The 17,808-nt window shown below is 44.7% G+C and carries 17 protein-coding genes and 1 pseudogene; 13 read left to right on the top strand and 5 right to left on the bottom strand.

All coding sequences use genetic code 11. The features are described from left to right. The first annotated feature begins 18 nt into the window (after positions 1 to 18). From EYB58_RS16920 to EYB58_RS16900, 8 genes and pseudogenes are all read left to right on the top strand, one after another. Positions 19 to 714, top strand: coding sequence for a hypothetical protein (locus tag EYB58_RS16920; RefSeq protein ID WP_111960052.1), 696 nt, complete (start codon positions 19 to 21; stop codon positions 712 to 714). 213 nt (positions 715 to 927) lie between these two features. Next, a complete protein-coding gene (locus EYB58_RS23570) occupies positions 928 to 1,065 on the top strand; it encodes a hypothetical protein (protein ID WP_207309076.1) in 138 nt (45 codons plus the stop codon). 39 nt (positions 1,066 to 1,104) lie between these two features. Next, positions 1,105 to 2,367 (top strand): annotated as a pseudogene (locus EYB58_RS16915) (alkaline phosphatase); the annotation flags it as partial. A gap of 56 nt (positions 2,368 to 2,423) precedes the next feature. Further along, on the top strand, positions 2,424 to 3,554 hold the full coding sequence (locus EYB58_RS16910) for a YibE/F family protein (protein WP_111960054.1): 1,131 nt from the start codon (positions 2,424 to 2,426) through the stop codon (positions 3,552 to 3,554). A 412-nt stretch (positions 3,555 to 3,966) separates the two neighbouring features. After that, positions 3,967 to 4,119 carry a hypothetical protein gene (locus tag EYB58_RS23310; RefSeq protein ID WP_163354609.1) on the top strand — a complete coding sequence of 51 codons (153 nt, stop codon included), beginning with the start codon at positions 3,967 to 3,969 and terminating at the stop codon, positions 4,117 to 4,119. Positions 4,120 to 4,483: 364 nt separating this feature from the next. Continuing rightward, positions 4,484 to 5,314 carry a universal stress protein gene (locus tag EYB58_RS16905; RefSeq protein ID WP_111960058.1) on the top strand — a complete coding sequence of 277 codons (831 nt, stop codon included), beginning with the start codon at positions 4,484 to 4,486 and terminating at the stop codon, positions 5,312 to 5,314. A 108-nt stretch (positions 5,315 to 5,422) separates the two neighbouring features. Further along, positions 5,423 to 5,572, top strand: coding sequence for a hypothetical protein (locus EYB58_RS23305; RefSeq protein WP_163354611.1), 150 nt, complete (start codon positions 5,423 to 5,425; stop codon positions 5,570 to 5,572). A 48-nt stretch (positions 5,573 to 5,620) separates the two neighbouring features. Next, on the top strand, positions 5,621 to 7,051 hold the full coding sequence (locus EYB58_RS16900) for a diadenylate cyclase (protein ID WP_111960060.1): 1,431 nt from the start codon (positions 5,621 to 5,623) through the stop codon (positions 7,049 to 7,051). Here EYB58_RS16900 and EYB58_RS16895 read toward each other — a convergent pair. Together EYB58_RS16895 and EYB58_RS16890 are read right to left on the bottom strand one after the other, a co-directional pair. Next, on the bottom strand, positions 6,973 to 7,410 hold the full coding sequence (locus EYB58_RS16895; RefSeq protein WP_131072099.1) for a hypothetical protein: 438 nt from the start codon (positions 7,408 to 7,410) through the stop codon (positions 6,973 to 6,975). The genes EYB58_RS16900 and EYB58_RS16895 overlap by 79 nt on opposite strands. 621 nt (positions 7,411 to 8,031) lie before the next feature. Beyond that, on the bottom strand, positions 8,032 to 9,825 hold the full coding sequence (locus EYB58_RS16890; protein ID WP_111960066.1) for a putative Na+/H+ antiporter: 1,794 nt from the start codon (positions 9,823 to 9,825) through the stop codon (positions 8,032 to 8,034). Positions 9,826 to 9,990: 165 nt separating this feature from the next. On the opposite strand from EYB58_RS16890, the gene EYB58_RS16885 reads away from it, so the two are divergent. The 4 genes from EYB58_RS16885 (at position 9,991) to EYB58_RS16870 (ending at position 15,706) form a co-directional block, all read left to right on the top strand. After that, entirely contained in the window at positions 9,991 to 11,679 is a 1,689-nt protein-coding gene (locus EYB58_RS16885) for an IS1634 family transposase (RefSeq protein WP_131072011.1), read from the top strand. 636 nt (positions 11,680 to 12,315) lie between these two features. After that, entirely contained in the window at positions 12,316 to 13,926 is a 1,611-nt protein-coding gene (gene nhaB / locus EYB58_RS16880) for a sodium/proton antiporter NhaB (protein ID WP_111960070.1), read from the top strand. 203 nt (positions 13,927 to 14,129) lie between these two features. Beyond that, the gene (locus tag EYB58_RS16875; RefSeq protein WP_111960110.1) at positions 14,130 to 15,263 is read left to right on the top strand and encodes a DUF362 domain-containing protein; all 1,134 of its coding nucleotides are present in this window, start codon (positions 14,130 to 14,132) and stop codon (positions 15,261 to 15,263) included. Between the two features lie 254 nt (positions 15,264 to 15,517). Continuing rightward, on the top strand, positions 15,518 to 15,706 hold the full coding sequence (locus tag EYB58_RS16870; protein ID WP_111960072.1) for a hypothetical protein: 189 nt from the start codon (positions 15,518 to 15,520) through the stop codon (positions 15,704 to 15,706). A gap of 130 nt (positions 15,707 to 15,836) precedes the next feature. Here the strand turns inward: EYB58_RS16870 and EYB58_RS16865 are convergent, their stop codons facing one another. Beyond that, a complete protein-coding gene (locus tag EYB58_RS16865; protein WP_111960074.1) occupies positions 15,837 to 16,280 on the bottom strand; it encodes a PPC domain-containing DNA-binding protein in 444 nt (147 codons plus the stop codon). A gap of 324 nt (positions 16,281 to 16,604) precedes the next feature. On the opposite strand from EYB58_RS16865, the gene EYB58_RS16860 reads away from it, so the two are divergent. Beyond that, on the top strand, positions 16,605 to 16,871 hold the full coding sequence (locus EYB58_RS16860; protein ID WP_111960078.1) for a hypothetical protein: 267 nt from the start codon (positions 16,605 to 16,607) through the stop codon (positions 16,869 to 16,871). A 90-nt stretch (positions 16,872 to 16,961) separates the two neighbouring features. Here EYB58_RS16860 and EYB58_RS16855 read toward each other — a convergent pair whose 3' ends face one another. Next, positions 16,962 to 17,165, bottom strand: a complete 204-nt coding sequence (locus EYB58_RS16855) for a DUF6485 family protein (RefSeq protein WP_111960080.1) — start codon at positions 17,163 to 17,165, stop codon at positions 16,962 to 16,964. Position 17,166: 1 nt separating this feature from the next. Then, positions 17,167 to 17,745 (bottom strand): HD domain-containing protein, encoded by a 579-nt coding sequence (locus tag EYB58_RS16850; protein ID WP_111960082.1) that lies wholly within the window; start codon positions 17,743 to 17,745, stop codon positions 17,167 to 17,169. Positions 17,746 to 17,808: the final 63 nt, after the last annotated feature.

Here is a 17,808-nt window from a genome sequence, read left to right as displayed (position 1 = left end):
TATAAGAAGAGAGGAAACATGCTTAAAAATGACCTCATTTTAAGAAGTCCGGCAGAAAAAACTATTGGTTCCGAAAATATTACGAATGGTCAATTCGGTGCCGTACTTTCCCGGGCCGGTGTCGGCAAAACCGGATTTCTGGTTCAAATTGCCCTGACACGTCTGCTTTGTGACGAAAAAGTACTTCACATCAGCTTATGTGACACTATAGAGAAAATAACCATAAGATATAATGAAGGCTACGCCAGTCTTATCGACAGTATCGGTTATGTTGACGCCCAGATTGCCGAACGTCTGTGGGATGAGATACAACATCACAAAACAGGTATTGCATACAACGAGTCCACATTTAATGTGGACAAAATCAGAGATTATCTGAACAGCTTTAAAAAGGCGGATCTTACCCTGCCCACCCTGATGATCATTGACGGACTTGATTTTGATACCGACCTTTCAGGTATGCTTTCTGATTTAAAACAGCTTCAAGAGGATTTCGGCCTCTGCACCTGGTTTTCCATGAAAATTCACAGGGAAGAACCACTTAACCAAAACGGATATCCGGTTCAGCTGGAAAATTACGACATTCTGTTTAACAGGGCCGTATTCCTTGTTCCCGAGGAAAATAAAATCCAAGCGATTGTACTTAAGGACGGAAATAGAACGGAGCAAACTTTTTTGCTGGATCCGGCCACGTTGATGCCGGTGGAAGAATAAATAAGGTGCATCAATAATACCGTCTTATTAGATCAAAACACTTAAAGGCCGCAACACCCGTAAAGACGGAATTGCGGCCTTTTTTTATATTAGGGACATACCTTTGATCTAACAATTTTTTAATAAATTTCACAAACGCTCTTAACCCCAATGAAATAGTTTATCTGCGTCAGTTTTCCCAAAAAGTTTAATAAGTATCAAGGAGAAAGATCCATGCAGTTTTTCAAACAAATCAAATCTATTCTGGCTGTCAGCCTGGTTCTGCTCTTCATGGCGGCACCGGTTCTGGCCGAACAACCCAAGTACGTATTTTATTTCATCGGCGATGGATTAGGCGCTGCCCAGCGCTAGTTCAGTGAATTTTTCCTTCAGGATCAGCTCAAGAACCCGGACAGCCGATTGGTCATGAACACTCTTGAAGTTGCAGGCATCAATACGACGTATTGTGCAGACTCGCTGATCACAGATTCAGCTGCCGCTGCAACCGCTTTGGCTTCCGGCGTTAAAACCAATAAAGGGGTCATTGGAAAGGATGTTAACGGCACCAATGTCAAAACCCTGACCGAAGAAGCAAGGAATCATGGCATGAAAACCGGCATAGTCACCACCACCCGCCTGACCCATGCCACACCGGCGGCCTTTGCAGCCCACAATATTTCCAGAAATAATGAGAATGAGATTGCCGATGATCTTCTGAATTCGGGTGTTGATTTCTTTGCAGGCGGCGGTATCCGCCATTTTATTCCGGAATCCATGAAAATTGACAATGGTGATGCCATCGGCAGCACCATCAAGTCCAAACGCAAGGATGAAAAAGACCTTATAAAAGGGTTTAAAGAGGACGGCTACACAACCTACATTGGCATGAAGGGGGCCCAAGCGTTCAGCCGTACTGATTTTACGCAAAAAGACAAAGTATTTGCGGCCTTCACTTATACCCATATGCCCTATGAGGTTGAGCGGAGGAACCAGTACAAAGAGGTACCTTCGATTGAGGCCATGACAAAAGCGGCTATTGATGTACTGGCCAAAGGCGACAAAGGCTTTTTTTTAATGGTGGAAGGCGGCAGGATAGACCATGCGGCCCATGCCAATGATCCCACAGGGGTAATCTGGGATATACTTGCCTTTGATGATGCCGTTAAAACAGCCTGTGAATTCTACAAAAGCCATAAAAACGAAACCTTGATCGTTGTGGTTGGTGATCATGAAACCGGTGGCATGGGACTTGGTATGGACGGCATGGGTTACAAGCTGAACATGGCTGCCCTTAACAATGTCCATGTTTCCGTGGAAGACACCCTTAATAATGGAGCCGGCCAGTACAAAGGTGATAAGGCGGCGTACCTTAAATACCTTGCAGAAAATTACGGGCTGGGCAACTTGAATGATACCGAAGCGGCAAGTCTGAATAAAGCCATGGCGTCAGCCGATGCCGGAGAAACACTTGGGTATTATAAACTTAACCCGGCGGCATTGACAGCTGCGCACATTCTGTCCACCCGGGCCAATATCAACTGGACCACCACCATCCACACCGCCACCATGATCCCCATGTCTGCCACAGGTTCGTATGCTGGCCGGTTTGGTGGGTACAAGGACAATACACAAATTGCAAAAGCAATGGCCCAGACCCTAGGGTTCAATCTATAAACTTAGGCTTAAGATTAAACGAATATTTTTTACAATGAAACCACCTTGCATCTGCTATGAATAAATCTTTTATCTTCTCGATTTTGGCTTTGGCCACACTCATGGCAGCCATTTCTCTTTACTTTTGGGCCCGGGAACCTGCCATGGATCCATCCACCATGGAAGTCAAAGCCAGGGTAATGGCTGTTGATGATTCCGAAGTCCATACATTCGGTCTGTCTCACATAGGTTTTCAAACCCTTGGTATTCAAATTTTAAACACACGGTTCAAGGGGGTGAAAACCCAGGCAACCAACAGTCTTAACGGCCAGATTGATCTTGAAAATCTATATCATGTCAATGATACCATCATTGCAGCAGTCATCATGGATAAAGACGGTAAAATCGAGCATGTCAAAGCAATTGACCTTTACCGTCAAAACAGTCTTTTGTCCATGTTTATCGTTTTTACTATTGCCTTGCTGCTCTATGCCGGTGCTGTCGGGGTCAAGGCCCTTATCTCTTTTGTTCTGTCCATTTTCATTATCTGGGAAATTCTGGTCAAACAGATTCTTGCCGGTTATCCGCCTTTGATCATGACCACCTTTACCCTTATCCTGCTGTCAGCAATCATCATTTTTATGATAGCCGGATTAAACCGAAAAGGCCTAACCGCATTTTTAGGCACCATTGCAGGCCTTGCCGTAACTTTATGCGCCACACTTGTATTCGGAAAAGAGGCAGGGCTTTTAGGAATGACCCAACCCTATGTGAATGCGCTTATCTTTTCCGGGTACTACAATCTTGACATCCGCCAGATTTTTTATTCCGCCATCATACTTGGGGCTTCGGGAGCAGCCATGGACATTGCCATGGATATTGCCGCGTCCATGGATGAAATAAGAATAAAAAAAACCAATATCAGTGCAAAGGAATTGATAAAATCCGGATTTACAGTGGGGCGCCAGGTGATCGGAACCATGACAACTACACTGCTTTTAGCCTATTCAGGGGGATACTTGACGCTATTGATGATTTTCAGGGTTAAAGACCCAAGCTTCATGCGCATGATCAACCTGAAAATCGTGTCCGCTGAAATCATGCGAACCTTGATCGGCAGTATCGGCTTGGTCATGGTGGCACCCATTACTGCCTTACTTGGCGGAATAATCATTGCAAGTTTTCGTTCAGACACTAAATCAGGTTGAAATATAGCCGACAAGAGACCGGATCATAGGGATCTTCCTTAACGGTAAAGGGGCGAAAATAGCTGTTCCAAAGCGGGGTCTTTCGTGCTATTTGTCAACACAAATTCGGGACATAAAAAAAATGATAAGGGATGCACAAAGGGAAAAAATCCGAAGTCGCTCGAACATAATCTTTTATCTGCCACTTCCGACTGTAGAATCCTATTTTTTGGAGACCTTTCCATACAATCATGAAAAAATTTTCAAAAAGCAATTGAATACACCCTGTCACAAAATAAAACTATGAATTTTATGACCAGGATATAGAGCATAAATTTGTTAACGTGTCATAGGACCGATTCCCGAAAACGAGCAGATCATTCAAAGTATATCGGCAATGCTCTTCCGGGGGGATACCCGGGAAAGTTTAAATATGATGCAGCGCATCTCGGGTTTCCACAACGAAAAGCTCAGTGAAAATTTTATCCGTCTGCTGGAACACCCGGACCCGGGAATCTGTGTCGAAGCACTGCGACAGCTCTATTTTCTAAAAAATCAAGGTACGGGATTACGAAAAGGCCTGTGATGAGGATATTTTGTTCTAACATGGACTGGAAAATCCTTTTATTTCAGCAAAAGCTGTATATTATAATGCCGTACCATCTTTTTAAAAGACGGGCGACTGTTTGATATCGGGGAATCCTGGTTTTGTCAAAGTTTTCCCCGGTCATTGGGGTGAAGATACCCATTTGATGCCGGGTACCGGATTTAAGAATTTTTAAAACCAGGTGAATTCATTATAAAATAATATTTTCACATCTGTACAACCTTCCGGGCGAAAAAACGCTTTTCCGGAAAAATTTAAGAAAGACGTTTATGGTTATTTCGGACCGCAGCGACAAACGGCCTGTCGGCAATGTTAAATAAGAATTGAACCAGGAAGGAAAAAAATGGACAGAAACTTTTTAATTACCGTCTCAGATCAAAAAAGCGCACTAGATGGAGTACGTTTTGTTGGTGATTTTTTTCAGGATAAAACCAATATAAAATCCACCCTTCTTTACACCGCAACCCAGGATTTTATGGATGGGGACAGCTTGGAAAATCAGAAAGACAGCCTGCTGACAAAAGGAGAAGAGGCCCTTAGACATGCCGGGGCCATCCTGATGGAAAAAGGTTTTTTAAAAAGCAATGTGAGTTATAACCCCCTGACTCCAAAATTTTCAACGGTGGACGATATTATCCAGGAGGCAGAAAAGGGGGGGTATGATGCCGTTGCTTTAGGCCGAAGGGGAATTTCCATGCTTGAACAGTCTTTTGAAGAAAGCATGAGTGCAAAACTTTTAAAAAAAACCGGGTTCCCGCTATGGCTGTGCAATGCTTCAGAAACGGTCGGCAACGATGTTCTATTGTATCTGGACGGTTCTGACGCCTCTATTCAGATGGCGGATCATGTGGGAGTTGTCTTGGCGAAAAGCACGAGTCACTGCATTAATCTGCTGGCACCTGAATATGTATTCTTAGATTCATCTTTAATGGATCAATATAGGCTTATTTTATCGAGAAACAACCTGGATCTGAACCGGATCAAAACGCAATTGCCTGTTTCAAGCAATCCTGCCCAGCAAATTTTAAAGCTGACTGAAAAAAAGGCCTATGCCGCTGTTGCACTGGGCAGGGCCGGAAGTGAAAATAACATGATATCCCGTCTGTTTAAAGGTCCAGTTTGTTCTGTTCTGTTCAAGAAAATGAAGTATTCTTCGTTATGGCTGTGTGGGTAGACCGGCACATACTCTTCGTACGAGCATGAAAGTTGATATGATGCACAAATGTGTCTGTTAACTTAAGCCCGTACACGGAATAAATTTTACTTTCAAAGAGGAGATCCAATGCAGCAGACCAATGAAGATATTAGGGCCTGTATTGAAATTTTCAATTGGTGGATGGGGACTGATAACGACCATTTTACAGAGCCGTTCTACGATCTCTTTGATGGTGCCGGCCTTTGTGGGGGCCGGCGTCATGAGCAAAAAAATTAAGGTTGACGACAACCTTTAATTAACCCTTGGGAGTAAGAAACATACACCATGACATATCAACAGCTATCCTGGCAAACCGTTCTGGATATTCTGGTTATTTCCGCAGGACTTTTTTTCCTTTACCGCACACTTCTACGCCTGGGTACCTGGAAAATTGTTTCCGGTATTCTGGTGGCAGCCCTTTTTTTTGTGGTAGCCAGCCTGCTTGACCTCAAAGGAGTGGAGTGGGTATACCGCAACGTCAGCCATGTGGCGGTAATCAGCCTGATTGTTTTGTTCCAGCCCGAGTTGCGCAAGATGTTTGAAAGAGCCGCGTCCATCCGCAAAAAGATCGACAAGCCCCAGGATCCAGGTTTTTTTAAGCTGATCGCAGAAAGCCTGGTACGCATGGCCGAATCAGGCACCGGCGCCATTATAGTCTTCCCAGGCAGAGAGAACATTGCCCAGTGGGTCAGTGCAGGATTTCGACTGGAAGCCCAGCCCAGCCTTCCACTAATTTTAAGCATATTTGACCACCACTCCCCGGGGCATGACGGAGCCCTTATTGTTAAAAACGGACGGCTTGATGCATTAGGGGTTCGTCTTCCTGTCTCCCAGAACGAACGCTTATCTAGCGATTACGGCACCCGCCATCATGCGGCCATGGGCTTAAGTGAAAAATCAGACGCTTTGGTGGCGGTGGTATCCGAAGAGCGACATCAGGTCGCCATGTTTAAAAACGGCCAAATGACTCCGCTTAAAACGCAAACCGACATCGTGGCGGCCATCCAGAATCACTACAGAGCTGAAGGGATTTTCAAACAGTTTTTATCCACAAAGGGCTCCTTTCGCACCATTGGGCTGGAAATTGCGAGCTCCGTAGCTGTGGCGGTGGTGCTGTGGGTGACGATTATTTCAGGACAGGGGGAGATGATTGAGAAGGTGATCTCTGTTCCTGTGGAGTACACGGCTACGGCGGAAAATGTGGTGATGACAGGGGAAAAAGCCAAAGAGGCCAGACTGCATTTAAGCGGGAGCAGATCGGATTTGGCGGACCTATCTCCGTCGACAATGGGCGTCAAAATCGACCTTGCGAAAATGGCAGCAGGAAAACAGACCGTATTCATCAGCCAGGACAATCTCAGGCTGCCCAAAGGGGTCAGGCTTCTTGACGTGGACCCGGCCAGTATTGAGGTGAACATTTCGAAACTTAGCCGGATATTGCTGCCGGTGAAACCCCAGCTGGTGGGCAGTATCCCAGACGGACTGAGAATGACCGCAGCCAGGGTTGTGCCTGAATCTCTTTTGGTCTTTGTTCCGTCCGGAGACGCCGAAAAATCCTATAAAAACATCACCACCACACCGGTTTACCTGGACAATATCCGGGAAAACACCATGGTTTACTGCAAAGTTGTTGCTCCTCAGTCGGTCCAGCCTGTGGACAAGCGATGGCCTGATGTCGAGATACAGGTGATGGTTGAAGCCAAATCGGTCAAATAAAAACTGCCCAGGTGAAACTCCTGGGGCGTGATCCCTGCGCGAATAAAGGGCTCGATCACCACCGTTGCAGCCATTTTGCCAAGCACCGACTTGGGGGTTGATGCAAAAAAAATTTTCTCCTGATCCGGGGACGGCGGATAGTTATCACCTAAACTGTGCATAAGGACCGCCTCCTTCCACATGGAGGCGGCGGCATTAGCGCTGACCGAAATCATATGATCCGCCCACTCGTAAAGGGAAAACCTGTCTCCCTGACGAATGGGTCGGTTATCAAACCTGCCGGTGGCAGGATCATACACCGGCACACTATGGTGATTGGTCTCAACCCATGGCCCTGCTGTCACGATTCTATTTTTCAAAAGCTTGCGTCATTTTTCCGGATCATCCGGGAATATATTTTTAAGCTGCGTAAACAGCCTGGCTGCAATGGCAAGTTTGCCGACACTGCCCAAGGCAAACCGTCTTGTTGGCTACCTACCAGAGGGCAAGACGTGACGTCTTACCGGGCGTAATGTCAAGTACAGCAAGTGAGTCGCTTTGATCCAGATTTGAAAAAAAGCGGTAGTTTTTTCTGAAGCCCCGAGTCAACGCCATCTGAGCGCTGAACATCCACCGAGGGCAAAAGTAAAATGGAAGGGAAGACATTGGCTGGGTTACTCAGGTATTTTTGCCGCCACAGATAGCTTCTTTCACTATACGCTGAGGCCCACACCTCACGGATACCGACAAGAATACGCTGCCTGTCCCTGATATTAAGGACCGCGGATTAAATAAGTTGGGCAGAAATAACGCCGAATTTTAGTTCATCTACAAGGCGTATTAAAGGTTGAATAGCAAGAAGCCTATTGGGCCTTTGATACAACGAAGTAGATGGGCCAAAAGGCAAGCTATTTCGTCCAAGTTATTTAATCTGCGGTCTTAAACAGCGTCAGGCTCAGACAGGCCCGGTGAAATTATTAGCCTCATCTATTTTTTTTTAATCATAGGAAAAGGAAACAAAGGGCCATAATTATCGTAGGCACCAATGCATAGATCAGCAGTAGTATGGGTGAAATACCGTTATTGAAGTAATTTTTCAAAATGGCCTGTCCAGCCGGATTCGGTGCATTCGCAATAACGGTGAGACCACCGCCGGTGACAGCACCAGCCACCACCGCATATTTCAGGTTGTCGGTGAAACCAGGCACCAACGTGCTCAGGTAGGTAATCGCGGCATTGTCGTTGATGGCTGTGAGTACCGTAGCGCTCAACATGAGCGGAAATTCTCCTAGACTGCCAAGCACCGGAGCAATCCACCATCCCTGAAGGCCGCCGTGGATAACCAGTCCGCCCAGGAAAAATCCGACCAGCATCGGAGACTTCAGGTTGATATTATTCTGGAATGGCCAGGTAACATGGCTAAAGCCGATAAAAAAAAGCATTCCGGCAACGAAAATAGCCGGATAGTGCGCATTGACAATAGTCCAAACCATGAAGGCAACATGGACGGCTATAATCCATCCGGGGATATCGCCGGAACGTTCGTCCCAGTTCGGATCAGTGAGCCTTGGCTTTTTGTCTCTGGGAAGCAGACCCGGAACGGAAACACTCATCTGTTGAATTTTGAGATCCTCAAACTCCTGCTCGAAGGTCTCTTCCAACAAAGTACAATCGGTTTCATCCATGTCACATGTTGTCATGGTAGAATCTTTAGCAGCGTCTTTAATTCTCTGAAATTCTTGATGCAAATCGCTTCCGATCCGCTGTTCAGCCATCTTCATATCTTTTTTGAGCGCATCGCTGTGAATATGTTTTTCCTTGATCTCACTTTTTAGCATGGACAGCTTGAATTTCTTTTCAAGCTTGAAAATTTCTTTTTTGAACACCAGGAAAACCAATGTGTTGGAAAGAATAATACCAATAACAGCTTTCCAGCCAAAGGTGGTGAGCATGAACGGCAGATTCCAGCCCCAGGGAGCTGCCACCATAAGAACCGGTGGGGCAGCAAAATGGGTGAGGGTTCCGCCAACCGAAATATTGACAAAAAGAAGGGATATGGTGGCGTATTTAAGCGTCTTACCCGGTTTTAGTTCATAAAATTTGCGGGCAAGCAGCATGGCCGAAATTGTCATTGCTGCCGGTTCAGTGATAAATGAGCCGAGGATCGGACCCAGGGTCATGATTGTCAGCCACCAAGCAGCCAATGTACCTTTAAAAATGGATGCAACACGGCTCATGATTTTTTCTGAAAAATTCAAAATAGGGCGGGAGGAAGCAAGGGTCATGATGACCACGACGAACATCGGCTCAGTGTAATTTACACCGCTTGTATAGCTGACAAAGGTATGCCAGTCATAGAAGAGAACAATTGCAGCAGTCAGCACCACGGCCCAAAGGCCAAAGACAACCTCAACCTCACCCAAAAAGTGAAAAATCTCTGCACGAAATTTGGTGGAATTTTCCGAAGCCTTTCCTGCTTCAATATCTTTTTGGTGTTCGGCTTTCCACTTATGTGCGTAGTAAAGAAATTTACTGCTGAGAAAGGTGTGTAGAATGGCGGCCAAAAAAATTAAAGAAGCCACCAGATTAAATGGCGTATGACTGATACGGTGTTTAAGAATTGATAGGACCCCTTGAATATCAGCATCATGGTAATCGGCAAAATTTGGCGGAAAATTAACAAGCGCACTATGGGAGTCCGAACCGCCATCTCCTGCGTAGGCAAAGGCGCCAGATAATAATACAAAAACGAAAAGGATGATCTCTAATTTCGCTTGTTCAAAATAAAATTTCAATAATTAGAAAATAAGAGATAATCAATGAAAATATCTAAAAAATTGGAATAATAGCATATTAATCACCTCTAATCTGGCATAAATTACTATAATCGCTCAAAATAAAACTAGATTTTTCTTTGTCAATATACTATATGATTCCAATGAGTTATTGGAATCAATATTATGGCGGATAACGTCAATAATAATGTCGAGACAAAGCCGATTGGTTTTGCCCCGATTTTGCAGCATTATTTTCACAAATGTTGCATCGCTGATATTATTGACCAGAACGTCCCTCTTGATGCAAGACGTAAAATGCTCACTCATGGGCAGGCAAGTATAGCAATGATCACCGCCATTCTTTTTCAGGTTATGTCTCTTTACAAGGTTTGCAAGTTTGCCAGGGAATCAAATGTCCTGGATGTTATTTTCCCTGACATAAGTCCGGATGAATATTTTGACGATAGGCTGGGTGATACCTTAGACGCTATTCACAAATTCGGCATTGGTAATCTGGAACTGCTGATTACCCGACATATAATTGAAGCCTTTGAGATTCAGACAGAAATCTGTCATAACGATACGACCTGTGCGCAAGTTTACGGCGAGAATAATAAAAATAGATCCGAACAGAGCATCAAGATCTCATACGGATACAGCAAACAATACCGCAAAGACCTGAAACAATTGGTATGGTCCATGACAGCCAGTTCTGACAGTAGCTTTCCCTTATTCCAACAAACATATAGTGGCAACACCGCCGATGTGGAAACCTATGTGGAACAGTGGCACCATTTGATTGACCTGCTGGGAAAGAAAAATTTTTTATTTGCCGGCGATTCCAAGGTGGCTACACACGGGAATATGGCGCACATAAATGATCACGGAGGATATTTTTTAAGTCCTCTGCCCATGTACGCCTCCTATCAAGAAGCTCTTTTCAAAGCACTGGATAAGCACGATCACGAGACCCTGATTCCTTACAAAGATCAAATGAATCGGGGGTTTGAGGTGCCTCTGACTTTTGAGCACGAGAACAAAAGTTATACCTTCAGAATGATCATCCTTTTCGATCAGGGCTTGTTTTACCGCCGTAAAAAATCTCTTCTGGAACGAATCACTAAAACCCAAGTCGCATTTGATGAACTCGCCCAAAAAATAAATGCATATAAATTAAAGACGAAGGACAGCATTGAGCAGGCTTGTCAGGCCATACTAAAAAAACATAAGACACAGGCGTTTTTTGATTTTGTTGTCCACAACGATCCAGTGGTCACGTATAAAAATGCACGGCCCGGTCGACCAGCCAAAAATGCAGAAAAAATTGCGGTCTATCAAGATCACTTCTCTATAGAACTCAATTATAATGAGTCCGCCTGTACCAAGGCGCAATATCAAATCGGCTATTATCCACTCGTCACCAACAAGCCGGCTTCTGATTTTTCAATAGAAGATGCGATGCTGGCTCATAAAAATCAGTACAAGGTGGAGCATCTTTATAAACGGTCAAAGTCAGGTTACAATCTCGAACCGATTTATCTGCAAACGCCTGATAGAATAGAAGCTTATCTTTTCCTTTTCAAAATAGCACTTCAAATTTTGGTCCTTATGGAAAGAACGGCCAGAATAAAAATTGCCGAACGGGATAAAGGTTTGGATAATTTCATGCCCAATAAAAGGGATGTGCGTAACCCTAAAACAGAAAACATGTTGGCAATGTTTGAATTTGTCGTATGTGGCGTAATACTGCTTCATGATGGAAGCCGGCAATATTTTGTCTCCAAGCTGACCGAGACACAAAAAGATATTTTATCGATTCTGGATGTGCCGGAAGAATGCTACACTCACCAGTATTTGTTTGATACTTCATAACCTGGTCAAAATTGGCCAAAGTGAAAAATCGGATAATTGCATCCAAAACTACTGAAACCCAAATTCAAACAAGCGAAACTTAAGGATGATTGAAGATCGTACTTTCATAAATTTCATCGCCATCTTTCTGACCTCAAGTTTCATATATGTGACATTACGTTGTGAATATTCTGTAATATTATAGATATATTTTTTAAGACTAAAAAAAGAATCTATCCCGTTTATCGTGATTTGACAAGAGAGGAATACAGACGCTTTTAGTTGAAAAAACAATTCTAATCATTTTATTTTTATACTAAATCAAACAACATTAAATTCGAAAAATACGCTTGGGAGTAGAAAAGATTGGGATACATATACGGAGATCCAATGGCAAGCGACGGTCAGACCATCCAAGGCACTGACTGAAGTAAAACAAATGGAAATTAACAGGGCGTGACACTTTTAATGAGATTAATCGGCTCCTTTTACCTATAAAAGAAACCGGTTGATCTGCGTCCACCGGCCTTATCCTAAATTCCTGTGTCAGTACTGAATAATGTGTTGAATTTTTGCAGGTGAGATGTTAGAAGGCATATTCTGTAACATTTTTAAAACTTATAACCTGTTGTTCCTAATAATTGTGAGGATCAGATTATGCTCAACGCCTTTGTAAAAAATTTTTTAGGGAATGCACCCATATGGTACAAGCTTGCTATCATAGTGTTCCTAATTATCAACCCCATTCTCCTTATTGTTTCCGGCCCTTTTATCACAGGCTGGGTGCTCATTGGGGAATTTATTTTCACCCTGGCCATGGCACTGAAATGCTATCCGTTGCCTTCGGGTGGCCTTTTGGCCATTGAAGCCATTATCATGGGCTTGGCCAAGCCGGAAACCGTTTACCATGAAGCACTGGCCAATTTTGAGGTTATCCTTCTTTTGATGTTTATGGTTGCAGGCATCTATTTCATGAAGGAATTTTTGCAGTTCACCTTCACCAGGATACTTGTGCGGGTGCAGTCTAAAGTTATTATTTCTTTGCTTTTTTGTTTTGCCGGCGCTTTTCTGTCCGCTTTCCTTGATGCGTTAACGGTTACGGCGGTAATCATCGCTGTTGCCTTTGGTTTTTATAATGTATACCACCGTTATGCCTCGGGAAAAGATAGTACCTGCGAACATGATCTCACTGATGATAATTCATGCCAATTGGCAAAACGGGATGACCTGGTTCAGTTTCGGGCTTTCTTGCGTAACTTGATGATGCATGGGGCTGTGGGTACCGCTCTGGGTGGTGTCTGTACCCTGGTTGGCGAACCCCAGAACCTGCTTATCGGCCACATTATGGGCTGGCACTTTGTTGAGTTTTTCCTAGAAGTTGCACCGGTCTCCATCCCCGTCCTTATCATCGGGCTTGGGACTTGTTATGGCCTGGAAAGAACACACTGGTTCGGCTATGGTGTTGAAATGCCCGGCAACATCCGTTCCCACCTGCTTGAAACCGCAGTTAAAATGGAAGAAAAACGGGGAACCAAAGGCAAGGCCAGACTTATTATGCAGGCCATTGGTGGTATCTGGCTGATTCTTGCGCTGGCCTTCCATCTTGCCGCTGTGGGTCTGATCGGATTATCCGTTATCATATTCCTGACCTCTTTTAACGGGATTACCGACGAACATCAATTTGGCGATGCGTTTACAGAAGCCCTGCCGTTTACTGCCCTACTGGTTGTCTTTTTCTCCATTGTTGCCGTTATTCACGAACAACACCTTTTCCACCCCATCATGCATTTTGTTCTCAGTCTTCATGGTCATCTGCAGCTTGGCGCATACTATATAGCGAACGGTCTATTATCCGCGATTTCCGACAACGTCTTTGTTGCCACCGTATATATTACGGAAACAAAGATGCATTTTGTCCAGGTGCTGGGACAGATACCCAATATTGGCATGACCGGACAGGAGCTGATGGCCAAACTTACCGATCCGGAACTTGTTCGGGCCGACGTATTAGCTTCGCTGCCGGGGGAAGCTGCCCTCAAAGCACGTGAAGTTATAAAGCATTTTGACCACCTGGCCGTCGCAATTAATACTGGAACCAACATTCCAAGCGTGGCAACGCCAAATGGTCAGGCTGCTTTCCTTTTCTTGCTGACTTCAGCGCTGGCACCAGTCATCAGACTGTCCTATGGCCGGATGGTTTGGCTTGCTCTGCCATACACCATAACCATGTCAATAACAGGCCTTGCTGCTTGTTACCTATTTTTATAATACGAATACGTATTAGATAAAGACAAAAAGGTGTGCCCAATGCAGAACTTTCTGCACTCCGGCGCACCTTTTTTTTTCTTAGAATATGATCTGAACGGTTATACTGTGGCAGACCATAAATCCACATTCAACTCAAATTTGACACCAGCAGAGCTCCTATGCTGATGTATTTTAAAAATAAATTAAACTGGAAAACAGAAAACATGGAAAAAGCAAAGGTTTATTTTACCGATTTTCGAACCAAGGCGTTTGGCGACGGACTGCCGACAAAACTAAAAAAGCTCATCAAAAAGGCGGGGATCGGGGATCTCGATATGGACGGCAAGTTTGCCGCCATCAAGCTTCATTTTGGAGAAATGGGGAACATCAGTTACCTTCGGCCAAACTATGCCAGAGCCGTGGCCGACGTGGTCAAGGAGTTCGGGGGCAAACCTTTTTTAACAGACTGCAATACCATGTACCCTGGAAGCCGAAAAAACGCCCTGGAGCACCTGGAATGCGCCTGGGAAAACGGATTCACGCCCTTGACCGTGGGCTGTCCCATCCTCATCGGTGACGGCCTTAAAGGGACCGATGACATCAATGTACCCCTGACCGGATGCGACTATGTCAAGGAGGCCAAAATCGGACGGGCCGTCATGGATGCAGATGTCTTCATCAGTCTCACCCATTTTAAAGGGCATGAACTGACCGGTTTTGGCGGCGTCATCAAGAACATCGGCATGGGATGCGGTTCCCGGGCGGGCAAAACCGAGCAGCACAGCAGCGGCAAGGCTCAAATTGACGAAACCCTGTGCCGGGGTTGCATGGCCTGTCAAAAAGAGTGTGCAAACCAGGCACTGGATTTTGATGAAGAGACTAAAAAAATGCAGGTAAACCTGGAAAATTGCGTGGGCTGCGGCCGCTGTCTTGGGGCCTGCAACTTTGACGCCATTTCATTTGATTTCAACGCCGCAGTGGAGATGCTGAACCGCCGTATGGCGGAATATACCAAAGCCGTGGTGGACGGACGTCCCTGTTTCCATATTTCCCTGGTGGTGGATGTCTCCCCAAACTGTGATTGCCACGGAGAAAACGATGTACCCATCCTGCCCAACCTGGGCATGTTCGCCTCCCGTGACCCCCTGGCCCTGGACCAGGCCTGCGTGGACGCCTGCCTGGCAGCCGACCCCCTGCCCGGCAGTCAGCTGGCCGAAAATTTGGCTAAGCCTGACTTTCATGGCTACCACGACCATTTTACCAATAACCGGCCCGAGTCTGAATGGCAAAGCTGCATGGCCCATGCCGAAAAAATCGGCCTGGGGACCCGGGCGTACGAGCTGATTAAGGTTAAATGACCATTAGACCCGGAAAGGAATACAGCTGTTTGTTTGACAGGCTCCATCCCAACCATTATAATTTTTATATCTTCACACTCGATCATCAAGTTTTTAGGTAATTTGTTCAAATTCAAGGCGGAAATATTTTTTAACCTGATGAATATACAACATATTTTGAGGTTTAAAAATTTTTTCCAACGCCGAAGCTGGGCAAATTAACAAAAACGGGATCATCGAGTCACAAAAATCCGTAATGGCAAAGGAGGATAATCATGGTGAAAAAAGAGAAAGAGCGTCGAGGCCAAGAAGAAAGACGTTCCGGAATAGATCGTCGCCGACTCAACCCGTTGAATTATACAGGAATTGAAAAACGGTTTAATCCAGATTGCAGAGAAAGTAACGACCGTCGAAAGAACAAAGGAAATTGGATAGAATATCAATCTCCTCTTTTGAAAAAATAAGCGAGTGCTTTCCGTTGTGGGTTTTTATAAGAAAGTCTGTGCAACCTATACAGTGCTTTCATGTTTTGTTGTGGGTTGAGTCTGGGTGTTAATAGACCAGGTCAGCCCATGGCTGTTATATTAAAGATATTTATGGGTTGAGCAATTCAAATCCCGTAGTTGGATCCAACACACGAACAGCACCAGTATCAATTAATTCAAATAAAATAATCTCTAATATATGCCATGTCCGAACACCGTTACGGATACATCCGGTTACAGTTGAATTTTCTCTTCCACAAGCTATGTGCATGTGTAATTTGGTCTCCCCTTTCTCATTAGGAAAGATTGTGCCGGTCCCCACTATTTCATGAACATTATTAAGAATATGTTCCATTGGCGTAATTGATTCTGTCCGTCCATGTTCCGGGCCGACAATTAGCTTACTGTTTTTATCCGCGCCCCCGAGAATGGTTAATGCCGCAGCTTTTATTGCTTTTTCATTGGCAAATTTTTCAATTTCTTCGTGTATGATATCGCCGTCTTCAAGACGAATAATGTATATTCTTCCTTGTTTTGCCTGTGAGTACTTCATAAGTTATATTCTTTTATTTTTATAAAAATTCTGTGGTTATTTTCATGCATGCCGCTATAATACGCTTTCTATTTTCAATATCAGAAAAAAGATGAACTGACAATAAATGGCGCCTAAATGTTGCGGCGCTATTTTAAAATCTTTTAAATTAAACAATTTAGATTTTTTCAATCTCATCAGCTTTCTGATAAAATTTCAACAAATGCAGTCAGTTCTGATAGGCTTGCACATTTTATGTTTTCATAAAAAGATCTGTTCTGCTAAAATCAATTTTATAAACAAAACCTTTTTCACCCTGTAATTTAAAAATCCGGAGGTATCGACATGAAAGCCATCCAGGCGGAATATAATGAGGCCTCAAAGGCAATCAGCATCAAAAAAGACGCGGAAATTGAAGACTGGTTTTCAGTATGCCGGCGGTTTAACGATGATGTTTCCAGGATCTGTGATGTTACCGATATAGAGGAGTATACCGGCCTTTTTGAATGTTTTGATGACGAAAACAACAAATACCACTACCTGGTCAGAGAAGACAAGGCACTGTACCGGATGAAACGCCGGCACTTCTATGATAACCTGGGACTTGAGTAATGCTGCCGGGTCATATCAAACTGCGGTTTTCCGCAGTTTGTCCTAGGCAATGTCACTCTCCTGACTGCCCCTGCCTTCTCTTTCCTGGTCCTATACCTTCCCTTCACCGACCAGGCGGGCGAAATGCTCATAACTGCGATCATAGGTTCGCTCGGCGTCGTTCGGAAATACACAGGCCGGAAGTTGACGCATCCTGACATGATATCGAATACATTCGCAGCAGATACCTTTTTTTGGGCAAGGATCATAGCTACAGTTGCACTGTTCAAGGTTCTTATCTTGTTTGCACTCCATATTAAGCCTCTCCTTTCAAACCGATCTCAACTGCGACCTCGCGCATTCCCAAGATCGTATCCGTAATCAGTTCGCCCAATTCCACCCCCAACATATCGGCGCCTTTCTGGATAATTGAGCGATCAACGCCCGCCGCAAATCGTTTGTCCTTCCACTTTTTCTTGACCGATTTGGCTTTCAAGTCCATGACGCTCTTTGAAGGCCTCACCAGCGCCGAAGTTGCCACCAATCCGGTAAGCTCGTCAACGGCAAAGAGCACTTTTTCCATGGTGCTTTCGGGCTTGACATCCGTGCAAATCCCCCATCCATGGCTGACCACGGCACGGATCAAATCCTTTGGCCAATCGTTTTCCTTTAAAATCTCCTCGGTCTTTTTGCAGTGCTGTTCAGGAAATTGCTCATAATCAAGGTCGTGGATCAAGCCCACAATACCCCATGTATTTTTATCCTCACCATATTTTCCGGCCATGTAACGCATCACGCCTTCGACGGCAAATGCATGCTTGATAAGGCTCTGGCTCGTGTTGTAGTTTTTTAGAAGCGCCAAGGCTGCGTCACGTGTAGGTATTTGGCTGCTCATCAGGACTCCTCTTCATTATTAATTTTTAAGTAATAGACAAGGTATACCTTAGGGGGATACTCT

The organism is Desulfobacter hydrogenophilus, assembly GCF_004319545.1.
Taxonomy (GTDB): Bacteria; Desulfobacterota; Desulfobacteria; order Desulfobacterales; family Desulfobacteraceae; genus Desulfobacter; species Desulfobacter hydrogenophilus.
This window is presented reverse-complemented; position numbering and strand designations above follow the sequence as displayed.